Origin of the sequence: Pseudomonas sp. HMWF006, from assembly GCF_003061205.1 — a bacterium.
GTDB lineage: Bacteria > Pseudomonadota > Gammaproteobacteria > Pseudomonadales > Pseudomonadaceae > Aquipseudomonas > Aquipseudomonas monsensis.
The window spans coordinates 1-13,212 of sequence record NZ_QAIU01000543.1 but is presented as its reverse complement, the minus strand read 5'-3'; the positions used below and the strand labels follow the sequence as shown (position 1 = coordinate 13,212).

Sequence of the window (13,212 nt, the reverse complement as noted above, 5' to 3'; positions counted from 1 at the left end):
CGTCTGGGCTACGACGTGTGGATCCCGGAGATGCGCGGCCACGGCCTGTCGCAGCGCAATGAGGATTACCGCCGCAATCGTGTGGCTGACTACGCCCGTTACGATCTGCCGGCGATTGCCGCGTTCGTGCGCGAGCAGAGCGGGCAGGTGCCGCACTGGATCGGCCATTCGCTGGGCGGCATCACCCTGGCGGCGGCGCTCGGCGGCGAATACCTTGGCGAGCCTGCCGTAGCTTCTGCGGCGTTTTTCGGCACCCAGGTCAGCCGCACCTACTGGCCGCTGAAGATCCCGCCAGTGGAGTGGAGCGGGCGCTTCATTCTCAAGCGTTTCGCGCAATTGTCCGGCTCGCGTCTCAAGCGCGGTCCGGAAGACGAGCCGATCGGTCTGGCGCTGGAAAGCATGCGCTGGTACGGCCTGTTCGGCCGTTTTGGCGACAAGGACAAGGATTGGTGGGCCGGTCTCGCCGAGGTTCAGGTGCCGGTGCTGGCGGTGACGGCAGCGGGAGATCATCAGGACCCGGCGTGGGCCTGTCGCAAGCTGTTCGAGCAAATCGGTTCCGAGCACAAACAGTTCGTCAACCTGGGGCGTGAGCAGGGCTTTAGCGACAACTTCGGGCATGTCGAGATGCTGGTCAGCAAAACGGCGCAGGCCGAAGTCTGGCCACTGGTTGCTCGCTGGCTGCAGGATCAGCACACGCCACTGCTGGGCGAGAAACCGGACCTGGCCGCGGCGGTTTGAGCTGCAGGCGCTGAAAAGGCCATTTCGTTCAGATCGGCTTGCGGCTAAGATATGACGCATTGTGCAATTTTGGTCATATTTAGTGGCTGTTTAGCTATTACGTTTCAGCAATTGTTCAGGTTCGTTCAGCGACCATTGCATGAACTAAGGTAAACAGCGACCGCCGGGACTCGTTTCAACAGAGTGCGACATCCTTGATCGTCTTCCTTGTTACAGGAGTTTTTCGATGAACCATTACCTCACGCCTGACCTGTGCGACGCCTATCCGGAGCTGGTGCAGGTGCTGGAACCGATGTTCAGCAATTTCGGCGGCCGTGATTCCTTCGGCGGCGAAATCGTGACCATCAAATGCTTCGAAGACAACTCGCTGGTCAAAGAACAAGCCGAACACCAGGGCAATGGCAAGGTGCTGGTGGTCGATGGCGGCGGTTCGCTGCGTTGTGCGCTGCTGGGCGACATGATTGCCGAGAAAGCTGCGAAAAACGGCTGGGAAGGGCTGGTGATCTACGGCTGCATCCGTGACGTTGACGTGATCGCGCAGACCGATCTGGGCGTTCAGGCCCTGGCCAGCCATCCAAAGAAGACTGAAAAACGCGGCATCGGCGACCTCAACGTCCCGGTGACCTTCGCGGGCGTGACGTTTCACCCCGGCCAGTACATTTATGCGGACAACAACGGCGTGATCGTCTCGCCGAGTCCGCTGAAGATGCCTGAATAAACTGCGGTACGACCAAGGGATGCGGATGTTCGAGGAAGAAAACGCGCAATGGGGGCTGGTGCATGCCCTGGTGCTGGACGGTAAAGGCGGTGCGCGTTCGATAGCCCGGACCGAGCTCGACGATTTGCAGCTGCAGGCGCATGAAAGCCTGTGGCTGCACTGGGATCGCAGCCATCCGCAAACCCAGACCTGGCTGCGTCGGTCCAGTGGACTCAATGAGTTCACCTGCGACTTGCTGCTGGAAGAGAACACCCGTCCGCGTCTGTTGCCGTTGCCCGATTCCGAGCTGCTGCTGTTTCTGCGCGGGGTCAACCTCAATCCGGGGGCTGAACCTGAAGACATGGTTTCGGTGCGGATTTTTGCTAGCGCCCAACGTGTGATCTCCCTGCGTCTGCGTCCATTGCGTGCCACCGATGAGTTGCTGGCTCAACTGGCGGACGGCAAAGGCCCGAAAACTTCCTCCGAACTCATTCTTTATCTGGCGCAGTTCCTCACCAACAAGGTGCAGGATCTGGTCACTTGCCTCTCGGAAATCGCCGATGAGGAAGAAGAAAAGATGGATGCCGACGAACGGTATACTCCCGAGCATGGCGCCATTTTGCACATCCGTCGTCGGGCGGCCGGACTAAAGCGTTTTCTTGCACCGCAGCGGGATATTTTCGGACAACTCACGCGGATAAAACTGCCGTGGTTTGTCGATGACGATGCCGATTACTGGAACGAACTCAACAACAGCCTGACCCGCTATCTCGAAGAGCTCGAATTGACCCGAGAGCGCGTGGGGCTTGTGCTGGAGGCCGAAGACCGGCGTTTGAGCGAGCGCATGAATCGCACCATGTACCGCTTCGGGATCATCACCTGCATCTTTTTGCCGATGAGTTTCATCACCGGTCTGCTGGGCATAAACGTCGGCGGTATCCCGTTCTCCAGCAGCCCTTATGGTTTCCTGATTGCCTGTCTGACGGTACTCGCCCTGGCCTGCGGTCAGTGGTGGTTATTCCGTCGTTTGCGCTGGGTATGAAGATGGCGCATGTGACCCGACCAAATCTGCCCGCGTCTTTCACAGACATCACGAGAGGTGCGTATGCACGATCCGTTTGAACAGTCTTTGCGCGACATGCTCAACGCCTCGCCGTCCGGCCGCGACGACGACGCGTGCCTGGGCCGCGTACTCAAAACCGCCAACCGCCAGGTTGGCGCCGGTGATCTGTTCAGCCTGCTGGGCCGTTGGCTGCCCGCGCTGATGATCGCCCTGAATAACGGATCGGCCCACGTCTCGCCGGTTTCCCGTCTTCGTAAACCTGCTGACCGCACTGCTGATAAGGCTGATTGAATATGGAACTTGATCTCTGGACTCAGAGCCTCGTCACTGCAATGACTGCGTTGTGGACCAAAGTCGCCAACTTCATTCCGAATCTGTTCGGCGCCCTGGTGGTGCTGCTGTTGGGTTTCGTGGTGGCGAAGCTGCTCGATACCTTGCTGTCCAAATTGCTCGCCAAACTGGGCCTTGATCGCCTGATGGGCGGCACCGGACTGACCAAATTGATGTCGCGGGCGGGTTTGCAGGTACCGATTTCGACCTTGATCGGCAAAATCGTCTATTGGTTCGTTCTGCTGATTTTTCTGGTTTCTGCGGCAGAGTCTCTTGGGCTTGAGCGAGTTTCAGCTACGCTCGACATGCTGGCGTTGTATTTGCCGAAGGTTTTCGGCGCTGGCCTGGTGCTGCTGGTGGGTGTCTTGCTCGCTCAGCTGGCCAACGGGCTGGTGCGCGGGGCGGCAGAAGGCGTAGGGCTGGACTACGCTTCGGGTTTGGGTCGAATTGCCCAAGGGTTGGTGATCATCATCAGCATCTCGGTCGCAATCAGCCAGCTCGAGGTCAAGACCGACCTGCTGAACCATGTGATCGTCATCGTTTTGATTACCGTTGGTCTGGCGGTTGCGCTGGCAATGGGGCTGGGCAGCCGGGAAATTGCCGGTCAGATTCTTGCGGGAATCTATGTGCGTGAGTTGTATCAGGTTGGGCAACAAGTGCGTGTTGGTGAGGTCGAAGGCCAGATCGAGGAGATCGGCACGGTTAAAACCACATTGTTGACCGATGAGGGTGAGCTAGTCTCACTCTCCAATCGGATCCTGCTGGAACAGCATGTGAGTAGCCGCTAACCCGGCAAACCCTGCTAATGTATGCCGCCGCAAAATGCCCTGAGAGGGTAGCGGCGGACATTGACCTGACTGTCGGCACGACTTGTTTTGAATAAAGCCCAAACGCTATCCACGCGCTATGACCCCCGTGAGCTCTCTGATGAGGAGTTGGTCGCGCGCTCGCATACCGAGCTGTTTCACGTTACGCGCGCCTATGAAGAGCTGATGCGGCGTTACCAGCGAACATTATTTAACGTTTGTGCGAGATATCTTGGGAACGATCGCGACGCAGACGATGTCTGTCAGGAAGTGATGTTGAAGGTGCTGTACGGCCTGAAGAACTTCGAGGGGAAATCGAAGTTCAAAACCTGGCTTTACAGCATCACCTACAACGAATGCATCACGCAGTATCGGAAGGAACGGCGCAAGCGTCGCTTGATGGACGCTTTGAGTCTGGACCCCCTGGAAGAAGCGTCGGAAGAAAAGGCGCCGAAACCCGAGGAGAAGGGCGGACTCGATCGCTGGCTGGTGTATGTGAACCCGATTGACCGTGAAATTCTGGTGCTACGATTTGTCGCAGAACTGGAGTTTCAGGAGATCGCAGACATCATGCACATGGGTTTGAGTGCGACAAAAATGCGGTACAAACGTGCTCTAGATAAATTGCGTGAGAAATTTGCAGGCATTGCTGAAACTTAGTTCAGCGCAAATATCTCTTACGTGTAGGCAAGTTCTGATAGACTTGCCGCCGAGTTGTCCCCCGGTTTGCGGGACTGCTTCACAATCACCAGATGGGGATTTAACGGATGAAACTGAAAAACACCTTGGGCTTGGCCATTGGTTCTCTTATTGCCGCTACTTCGTTCGGCGCACTGGCACAAGGCCAAGGCGCAGTTGAAGGCGAGATCAACTACAAGAAGCAGTACAACGACAGCATTGATCATGTCGAAGACGGCTTCAACCCAGGCGCCAAAATCGGTTACTTCCTGACCGATGACGTCTCGATCAACTTCGGCTGGGATCGTAACAACCACACCCGTTCGAACGATGGCACCGGCAGCCAGAAAATCAAAGGCGACAACTTTGGTCTGACCGCTCAATACCACTTCAACAACGCTGGCGACGCTCTGCGTCCATACGTTGAAGGTGGCGTTAAGCACGGCACTCTGACCAACGTAGCAGCTGACGGTCACACCGGTCGCGACCAGTCGACTTTCCTGACTGCAGGCGCTGGCGTTAAGTACTACTTCGCCGAAAACTTCTTCGCCCGTGCTGGCGTAGAAGCTGACTACAAACTGGACAACGGCCGTTGGGACTACGCTCCATCGGTTGGTCTGGGTGTGAACTTCGGTGGCGGCGGCAAGCCAGCTGCTGCTCCAGTTCCAGCTCCGGCTGAAGTCTGCTCCGACAGCGACAACGATGGCGTTTGCGACAACGTTGACAAGTGCCCGGACACCCCAGCCAACGTAACTGTTGACGCTGATGGCTGCCCAGCAGTTGCTGAAGTTGTTCGTGTAGAGCTGGACGTGAAATTCGACTTCGACAAGTCGGTCGTCAAGCCAAACAGCTACGCTGACATCAAGAACCTGGCTGACTTCATGAAGCAGTACCCAGCCACTCACACCACTGTTGAAGGTCACACTGACTCCGTCGGTCCTGACGCTTACAACCAGAAACTGTCTGAGCGTCGTGCAAACGCCGTTAAGCAAGTTCTGACCAACCAGTACGGTGTTGAATCGTCCCGCGTTCAGTCGATCGGCTACGGCGAAACCCGCCCAGTTGCTGACAACAAAACTGAAGCTGGCCGTGCTGTAAACCGTCGCGTAGAAGCGCAGGTTGAAGCTCAAGCTAAGTAATTAGCTGCCGCTCCGAGAAAAGCCCGGCTCAGGCCGGGCTTTTCTTTGCCTGCGATTTGGGCTTACGAGACGCACGCGGTCCCTGTGCAGGTGCTGCCGCAGGCTGCGATCTTTTGATCTTCAACAACAGCCGCCACTGCGCCGATCACCAGAATGGCAGGGCTCTTGAGTTCAAACCTGCACGCATCGTCACTCATTGACGTCAGATTGCTCCGGCATTCGCGCTGCGCTGGCAACGACGCATTCTCGATCATCGCCACCGGCGTATCCGCCGCCATCCCGCCCGCCAACAGTTGATCGCGAATCTCGCCCAGCTTGGCCACGCCCATATAAATCACCAGCGTGGTGCCGCCCTGCGCCAGTGCCTGCCAGTTCAACTGGCTGTCGTCCTGCGTGTGTGCAGTCACCAGTGTCACCCCACGCGCCACGCCGCGTAACGTCAGCGGAATATCACATTGCGTCGCCCCGGCCAGCCCGGCGGTGATGCCATTGACCAATTCCACTTCAACGCCACGCTCACGCAGCCACTGTGCCTCTTCACCACCACGTCCGAAAATGCACGGATCGCCGCCCTTGAGCCGCACCACGCACTTGCCCTGGCGGGCATAGCGCAGCATCAGTCGATGGATAAAGGCCTGCGGTGTCGATCGGCATCCACCCCGTTTGCCCACCGCAATGATGCGCGCGGCAGGGCAGTGTTCCAGCACCGCGCCGTTGACCAGGTCATCGATCAGCACCACATCGGCTTCGCGCAAGGCGCGTACCGCTTTGAGGGTCAGCAGTTCCGGATCACCCGGCCCTGCACCCACCAGCCAGACTTTCGCATTCATGGTGTGTTCCTCATCAGATGACGGCTGGCTGCAGGTTGGCAGCCAGCAAGCGTTTTATTTCCGGGACACACGAGCCGCATTGCGTGCCGCAGCCCAGCTGGCTCTTCAGACCCTGCAGGTCCATGCCCCGGCGAATGCCGGCGCAGACTGCGTTGAGGCTGACGTTTTTGCAGTTGCACAGGGTTTTATCCACAGCCATTTGCGCCCCGGCACTGCCCGGCGGCGTGCTCATGGGCGCCAGCAGCCAGCGCCGCAGTTGTTCATCCGCACGGCCTTCCAGCCACAACCCTTGCAGCCAATGCTGGGCGAGGGTTTCGCCGGCGAGGCGAATCGCCGTGATCCGGCCGTTTTCAATGCGCACACGCTTGCCAATGGCACGGCGCGGATCGTCGTAGGCCAATACCGGGCCGTCGCTGAGCGAAAGGCATCGGTCGATTTCACCGAGCAATGGCGCATCCGGTGCCTCGTGGCTGGCTGCGCGTATCAGCAATGCTGATCGTTCACGTCCGACAAGGCTGAGACTGACGTAGGAAAACGCCTCGCAGAGGGGGCGTAGGGCCTCGATATGCCGTTGAACATCGCCCTCGATCAGGGCGAACAGTTGCCACGGCAAGTCCACTTTCTCCAGGCGCACGCCACTGTGTTTGAGCTCCGGTTGCTTCGACAACGGGTCGAACGCCGGTTGGGTCAGATTGTTCACACCGCCCTTGAGAAAACGATCGCCCCAATGCATGGGTAAAAACGCCTGTCCCGGACGCACGCTGTCGTCGCTGCCAACAGCAACGATCACGGCGCCCCGGCGGCTTTTCAGGTTGACCAGATCGCCTGGCTGCAAGCGATGCCGACGCAATTCATCCGGATGCAGGCTTAACTGCGCCTCGCTGACATGCCCAAACAATTGAGCAGCCGTACCGGTACGGCTCATACCGTGCCACTGATCACGCAGGCGCCCGGTGATTAATGTCAACGGGAAGCGCGCATCACGCTGCTCTTTGGCAGCTCGGTAAGGCTCGGCCATGAACTGAGCGCGCCCGTTGGCCGTAGGAAAAATGCCGTCTGCGTACAAGCGCGCCGTCCCTTTTCGGGCGCCGATGGGGAAGGGCCATTGCTGCGGCCCGATCTCATCAATCAAGGCGTGACTGATTCCGGACAAGTCCAGATCCCGACCGCGCGTCAGCAGTTTGTATTCATCGAATAACTGCGCGGATTGATCGAAGGCAAACAGGCTTGGCGCCTCGGGGCGCAAGCGTTTCTCCAGCCGTTGTGCAAAGTCCACCGTGATCGACCAATCCGCTCGCGCTTCACCGGGTGGGAGAATGGCTTTGCGCACGTGGGAAATACGGCGCTCGGAATTGGTCACCGAACCTTCCTTCTCGCCCCAACTGGCAGCGGGCAAGAGCAGGTCGGCGAACGCAGCGGTTTCGGTGGTGCGGAAGGCTTCTTGCAGTACGACAAACGGGCAGGCTTGCAGCGCTGCCCGCACCGCGCTCTGATCCGGCAGCGATTGCGCCGGGTTCGTGCAGGCAATCCACAGCGCCTTGATCTTGCCATTGCGCACCTGCTCGAACAGTTCGATGGCGCTGAGCCCGGGGGTTTCCGGTAGCCGCTCTACACCCCAGTAGTGCGCCACGTCGGCGCGGTGTTGCGGGTTGGCGACCTCTCGATGGCCGGGCAACAGATTCGCCAGGCTGCCGGTTTCCCGCCCGCCCATGGCATTCGGCTGACCGGTAAGGGAGAACGGTCCTGCTCCCGGACGGCCAATCTGCCCGGTGGCCAGATGCAGATTGATCAATGCGCTGTTTTTCGCGCTGCCGGCCGTGGACTGGTTCAAGCCCATGCACCACAAGGACAGAAAACTCGCTGACGTGCCCACCCATTCAGCACATTGCTGCAATTGCTCGAGGCTGATCCCGCACAGTTGCGCAACCATTTGCGGGGTGTAATCGCGCACCAGGTTCTTCAACTCGGCAAGGCCTTCGGTGTGCGCCTTGATGAAGTCGCGATCGATCCAGTCTTCCCACAACAGCAGATGCAAAATCCCATGAAACAAAGCGACATCGGTGCCCGGCAAAATGGCCAGATGCAGATCCGCCAAGTCGCAGGTGTCGGTGCGGCGGGGATCTATGACGATGACCTTCATCTGTGGGCGGCGGGATTTTGCCTCTTCAAGCCGACGAAAAAGTACCGGATGTGCGTAGGCCATGTTACTGCCGACGATCATCACGCAATCACTGAGTTCCAGATCCTCGTAGCTGCACGGGGGCGCGTCGGCACCGAGGCTGCGCTTGTAGCCAACCACTGCCGAAGACATGCACAGCCGTGAATTGCTGTCGATGTTGTTGGTGCCGACCAGCGCCCGGGCGAGTTTGTTGAAGGCGTAGTAGTCCTCGGTCAGCAACTGACCGGAAATATAGAACGCCACGCTGTCCGGGCCGTGTTCGGCGATGGTCTCGGCGAATACGTTGGCGGCGTGTTCCAGTGCGGTTTCCCAATCGGTGCGGCTGCGCGCCAGGCCCTTGCCCAGGCGCAGTTCCGGGTACAGCGCGCGCGCCGCAAGGTCGCCAGTCAGGTGCAGGGTCGAGCCTTTGCTGCACAGTTTGCCGAAGTTGGCCGGATGCGCCGGATCGCCGCTGACGCCGAGGATGCGCTCGCCGTCATGTTCGATCAGCACGCCGCAGCCGACCCCGCAATAGCAGCAGGTCGAGGCGGTCGTCTGGCGGTTCATCAGACGGCATCCCGCAGCGCCAGTTGCACCCGGCCGTTCTCGACCCGGGCCGGATGATGGTGCGCGCAGCCGATGTCCGGGGCCTGGGCTTCGCCGGTTTGCAGGTCGATCTGCCAGTTGTGCAACGGACAGGCCACGCGCTTACCGTAGATCAAACCCTGCGACAACGGGCCGCCCTTGTGTGGGCAGCGGTCATCAAGAGCGAAAACCTCATCGTCGCTTGTCCGAAAAATCGCGATGTCGCCTTGGGGGCCAGCAATGATCCGCGAACCGAGCGCATTGATTTCATCCAAGGCACAGATATCGAGCCAGTTCATGCCGGTACCTCCAGGTTTTTCACGGGAATCACGTCGAATTCTTTCTTCAGTTGCGGCTGCGCCAGACGCTCTTTCCACGGGTCCTGTTCGAACGACAGGGAGAATTGCAGGCGTTCGTTGAGGGCTTTGCGGCGCTCCGGGTCTTCAAGCACGGCTTGCTTGATGTGCTCCATGCCGACCCGTTGCAGGTAGTGCACGGTGCGTTCGAGGTAAAAGGCTTCTTCGCGATAGAGCTGCAGGAAGGCGCCGTTGTATTCACGGACTTCTTCGGCGGTCTTGAGCTTGACGAAAAACTCGGCGACTTCGGTCTTGATCCCGCCGTTGCCGCCGATGTACATCTCCCAGCCGGAGTCGACGCCGATGATGCCGACGTCCTTGATCCCCGCTTCCGAGCAGTTGCGTGGGCAACCGGAGACGGCCAGCTTCACTTTGTGCGGTGACCACATGTTGAACAGGTCGTGTTCCAGTTCGATGCCCAACTGCGTCGAATTCTGCGTGCCGAAGCGGCAGAACTCGCTGCCGACGCAGGTTTTAACGGTGCGGATAGATTTGCCGTAGGCGTGGCCGGAGGGCATGTCGAGGTCCTTCCAGACGCCGGGCAAGTCCTGCTTCTTGATCCCCAGCAGGTCGATGCGCTGGCCGCCGGTGACCTTGACCATGGGCACGTTGTACTTGTCGGCCACGTCGGCGATCCGCCGCAGTTCCGAAGGGTTGGTCACGCCGCCCCACATCCGCGGAACCACCGAGTAGGTGCCGTCCTTCTGAATGTTGGCGTGAGCGCGTTCGTTGATCAGGCGCGATTGCGGATCGTCCTTGGCTTCGCCGGGCCAGGTGGAAATCAGGTAGTAGTTGAGCGCCGGCCGGCAGGTCGCACAGCCATTGGGTGTACGCCAGTTGAGGTAACTCATGACGCCCGCGATGGTCAGCAGATGCTGCTCGCGAATGGCCTGGCGAATCTGCCCGTGATTGAGGTCGCTGCAGCCGCAGATGGCTTTTTCGCTTTTTGGTTTGACGTCCGCCGCGCCGCCGACGGTGTTGATCAGAATCTGCTCGACCAGCCCGGTGCAGGAACCACAGGAACTGGCAGCTTTGGTGTGTTTTTTCACCTCGTCGACGCTGAACAGGCCGTGTTCCTGGATCGCCTTGACGATGGTGCCTTTGCACACGCCGTTGCAGCCGCAGACTTCGGCGGTGTCGGCCATGCTCATGGCTTTGTCCTGGCCTTGATGTCCTACATCGCCTAACGCATTTTCCCCAAACATCAGATGATCGCGGATCTCGCCGATGGCGTGATTCTCACGAATCTGCCGGAAATACCAACCGCCATCCGCCGTATCGCCGTACAGACAGGCGCCGACCAGTACGTCATCCTTGATCACCAGTTTTTTGTACACGCCGCCAATCGGATCGGAGAGGGTGATGGTTTCCGTGCCTTCACCACCCATGAAGTCGCCGGCGGAGAACAGGTCGATGCCGGTGACTTTCAATTTGGTCGAGGTTACCGAGCCCTGATAACGGGCGAATCCCAATTGTGCGAGGTGGTTGGCGCAGACCTTGGCTTGTTCAAACAGCGGTGCTACCAGGCCATAGGCGATGCCGCGATGGCTGGCACACTCGCCGATGGCATAAATACGCGGGTCGTAGGTTTGCAGGGTGTCGTTGACCAGAATCCCGCGGTTGCACGGGATGCCGGCTTTTTCCGCCAGTTCGGTATTGGGGCGAATGCCGGCGGCCATCACCACCAGATCGGCCGGGATGATGTCGCCGTTCTTGAATTGCACCGAGCCGACCCGACCGTTGCCGGCGTCATGGAGTGCTTGGGTTTGCTCGCACAGGCGAAAATGCAGGCCGCGTGATTCGAGGGCGCTTTGCAGGAGTTGGCCGCTGGTCTTGTCCAGTTGCCGCTCCAGCAGCCATTCACCGAGGTGCACCACGGTGACGTGCATGCCGCGCAGCATCAGGCCGTTGGCGGCTTCGAGGCCGAGCAGGCCACCGCCGATGACCACCGCGTGCTTGTGGGTTTTCGCGGTGTCGATCATTGCCTGGGTGTCGGCGATGTCGCGGTAGCCGATCACCCCGTGCAGAGTGTTACCGGGGATCGGCAGGATGAACGGTGTCGAGCCTGTGGCGATCAACAGGCGATCGTATTCAGCTTCGGTGCCGTCCTCGGCGATTACCCGACGTTTGACCCGGTCGATCTCCACCACTTTGCGGTTGAGCAGCAGCTTGATGTTGTTTTCCAGGTACCAGTCCAGATCGTTGAGGACGATCTCTTCGAAAGTCTGCTCACCGGCCAGCACTGGCGAGAGCAGGATGCGGTTGTAGTTGGTGTGCGGTTCGGCGCCGAAGACGGTGATGTCATAGAGCTCGTCGCTCAGTTTGAGCAGTTCTTCCAGGGTGCGGACGCCGGCCATGCCATTGCCGATCATCACCAGTTTGAGTTTTTTCATCAGGGTCTCCGGGGAGCGGCGGCTGGCCTCTTGTGGGCAGTCAGGCCTTGCTCGAGAAATTTTGCGCAAACAAAAAAAGGCGTCCCGCTAGTTGCCTAGCGAGGACGCCTTTGTCCTGGTCCCGTTCTCTCGGGAAGCCCGGCCTTCGTCGTTGAAGGTTGGGCTTTATGTGTGTGTTGAGTGGGGTAATGCAGTGGTTGTGCCAAGTGGGGACGGTGGCGGGTTTATTGGGGGTGACGGATTTTGAGGATGGTTTTTTTGCACTGATTCGAAGCGGGTTGCTCGTTCGTGGGGCATTCAGGCAGTTGAATTTGTGGTGATTGGGCGGGCGCCTTCGCGAGCAAGCTCGCTCCCACAGGGGGCTGTGGTGTTCACAAATCCCCTGTGGGAGCGAGCTTGCTCGCGAATGGCGCGATGCGGTTCAACTGTGAAACAACAAAACCAGCAGCACCAGATTCCCAAGCAAAGCCAGCAACGCCATCGTCCGCCAGACCTTCAGCGGCTCCCGCTCCAATAACGGTCGAGGACGCACGCTCAAACTGCGCCGCTCGCCCTGTTCCAACACCAGCAACCACTCTTCAGCCGTTTCAAAACGCTGCTGCGGATCCGCTGCCACACCACGCTCCAGACTCTGCGCCAACCATTCCGGCAGATCCGGCCGATAACGACTGGCGCTTACCGGCACGCCAAAGCGCGGCCGCTGAAACGCCTCAATCTCGCCATAGGGAAAATGCCCGGTGAGCAGGAAATACAGGGTCACACCGACCGCATACAAATCCTGCTGCACACTCGGCGGATCACCGCGAAACGCTTCCGGGGCGATGTAGCTTGGGGTTCCGGGCAGCGTTGACGGCGCGTCTTCGGACAAGCCCGGGCAATACGCCAAACCAAAATCCAGCAGACGTAACTCACCGTCGTCACCCCAATGCAGGTTTTCCGGTTTGATGTCCCGGTGCACAATCTGCCGTCGATGCAAAAGCCCCACCGCGCGCAGCAGGCGCTCGGCAATATCCTGCCACTGCGCCAGCGGCAATGGGCCGTACTGCTGAAACAGCTGCGCCAGCGTCGTCCCGGAATATTCCCGCATCACGTAGTACAAATGCTGACGCTGCTGGCAGGCATGGACTTCAGGAAAGTGCCGGCCGGCCACACGTTTCAGGAACCATTCCTCGGACAGCAGCGCTTGCCCGGCGTGAGGATCATCGGCGCTGCGCGACGGCAGGGTTTTCAGCAACCACGTCTGGCCTTGTCCATCGACAACCCGATACAGCAGCGATTGCTGACTCTGAGCGACTATCCCCTGAACCTGCCAGCCTTCGAAGGATTGGCCAGGTTTCAGCGGCGGCGGCAGCGGCCATTGCTGCAAATGAATCAATGCATCGCCGATATTTGCTTCACCCAGCGCATCGACGCGCACCAGCAAAGCACTGGCATTGTCC

General features: G+C 59.3%; 12 protein-coding genes. 7 read left to right on the top strand and 5 right to left on the bottom strand.

The genetic code is table 11. The features are described 5' to 3' along the window. From DBR24_RS24465 to DBR24_RS24435, 7 genes are all read left to right on the top strand, one after another. A partial coding sequence (locus DBR24_RS24465) for an alpha/beta fold hydrolase (protein ID WP_256591794.1) occupies window positions 1-738 on the top strand: 738 nt, incomplete at its 5' end. Window positions 739-964: 226 nt separating this feature from the next. Then, window positions 965-1,456, top strand: a complete 492-nt coding sequence (gene rraA, locus DBR24_RS24460) for a ribonuclease E activity regulator RraA (RefSeq protein WP_128616022.1) — start codon at window positions 965-967, stop codon at window positions 1,454-1,456. Between the two features lie 25 nt (window positions 1,457-1,481). After that, window positions 1,482-2,477, top strand: coding sequence for a zinc transporter ZntB (locus DBR24_RS24455; protein WP_123463639.1), 996 nt, complete (start codon window positions 1,482-1,484; stop codon window positions 2,475-2,477). Between the two features lie 63 nt (window positions 2,478-2,540). Further along, window positions 2,541-2,789 carry a CrfX protein gene (locus tag DBR24_RS24450; protein WP_128616021.1) on the top strand — a complete coding sequence of 83 codons (249 nt, stop codon included), beginning with the start codon at window positions 2,541-2,543 and terminating at the stop codon, window positions 2,787-2,789. A gap of 2 nt (window positions 2,790-2,791) precedes the next feature. Next, a complete protein-coding gene (locus tag DBR24_RS24445) occupies window positions 2,792-3,616 on the top strand; it encodes a mechanosensitive ion channel domain-containing protein (protein ID WP_123463635.1) in 825 nt (274 codons plus the stop codon). An 87-nt stretch (window positions 3,617-3,703) separates the two neighbouring features. Continuing rightward, the gene (gene sigX / locus DBR24_RS24440) at window positions 3,704-4,294 is read left to right on the top strand and encodes an RNA polymerase sigma factor SigX (RefSeq protein WP_011333251.1); all 591 of its coding nucleotides are present in this window, start codon (window positions 3,704-3,706) and stop codon (window positions 4,292-4,294) included. A gap of 107 nt (window positions 4,295-4,401) precedes the next feature. Next, a complete protein-coding gene (locus DBR24_RS24435; protein ID WP_128616020.1) occupies window positions 4,402-5,451 on the top strand; it encodes an OmpA family protein in 1,050 nt (349 codons plus the stop codon). Window positions 5,452-5,513: 62 nt separating this feature from the next. Here the strand turns inward: DBR24_RS24435 and cobA are convergent, their stop codons facing one another. From cobA to DBR24_RS24410, 5 genes are all read right to left on the bottom strand, one after another. Further along, entirely contained in the window at window positions 5,514-6,281 is a 768-nt protein-coding gene (gene cobA, locus DBR24_RS24430) for a uroporphyrinogen-III C-methyltransferase (RefSeq protein WP_128616019.1), read from the bottom strand. 13 nt (window positions 6,282-6,294) lie between these two features. After that, window positions 6,295-9,006 carry a nitrate reductase gene (locus tag DBR24_RS24425; RefSeq protein WP_128616018.1) on the bottom strand — a complete coding sequence of 904 codons (2,712 nt, stop codon included), beginning with the start codon at window positions 9,004-9,006 and terminating at the stop codon, window positions 6,295-6,297. Beyond that, on the bottom strand, window positions 9,006-9,323 hold the full coding sequence (gene nirD, locus DBR24_RS24420; protein ID WP_128616017.1) for a nitrite reductase small subunit NirD: 318 nt from the start codon (window positions 9,321-9,323) through the stop codon (window positions 9,006-9,008). Before nirD ends, DBR24_RS24425 begins: the two co-directional genes overlap by 1 nt. Next, a complete protein-coding gene (gene nirB / locus DBR24_RS24415; protein WP_123463624.1) occupies window positions 9,320-11,773 on the bottom strand; it encodes a nitrite reductase large subunit NirB in 2,454 nt (817 codons plus the stop codon). The genes nirD and nirB overlap by 4 nt, the downstream gene beginning before the upstream one ends. A gap of 421 nt (window positions 11,774-12,194) precedes the next feature. Then, a partial coding sequence (locus DBR24_RS24410; RefSeq protein WP_146189116.1) for a serine/threonine-protein kinase occupies window positions 12,195-13,212 on the bottom strand: 1,018 nt, incomplete at its 5' end.

Excerpts from the sequence above, each read along its gene's own strand:
- rraA (WP_128616022.1), top strand. The coding sequence starts at position 965 with ATGAACCATTACCTCACGCCTGACCTGTGCGACGCCTATCCGGAGCTG.
- DBR24_RS24455 (WP_123463639.1), top strand. The coding sequence starts at position 1,482 with ATGTTCGAGGAAGAAAACGCGCAATGGGGGCTGGTGCATGCCCTGGTG.
- DBR24_RS24450 (WP_128616021.1), top strand. The coding sequence starts at position 2,541 with ATGCACGATCCGTTTGAACAGTCTTTGCGCGACATGCTCAACGCCTCG.
- DBR24_RS24445 (WP_123463635.1), top strand. The coding sequence starts at position 2,792 with ATGGAACTTGATCTCTGGACTCAGAGCCTCGTCACTGCAATGACTGCG.
- DBR24_RS24435 (WP_128616020.1), top strand. The coding sequence starts at position 4,402 with ATGAAACTGAAAAACACCTTGGGCTTGGCCATTGGTTCTCTTATTGCC.
- cobA (WP_128616019.1), bottom strand. The coding sequence starts at position 6,281 with ATGAATGCGAAAGTCTGGCTGGTGGGTGCAGGGCCGGGTGATCCGGAA.
- DBR24_RS24425 (WP_128616018.1), bottom strand. The coding sequence starts at position 9,006 with ATGAACCGCCAGACGACCGCCTCGACCTGCTGCTATTGCGGGGTCGGC.
- nirD (WP_128616017.1), bottom strand. The coding sequence starts at position 9,323 with ATGAACTGGCTCGATATCTGTGCCTTGGATGAAATCAATGCGCTCGGT.
- nirB (WP_123463624.1), bottom strand. The coding sequence starts at position 11,773 with ATGAAAAAACTCAAACTGGTGATGATCGGCAATGGCATGGCCGGCGTC.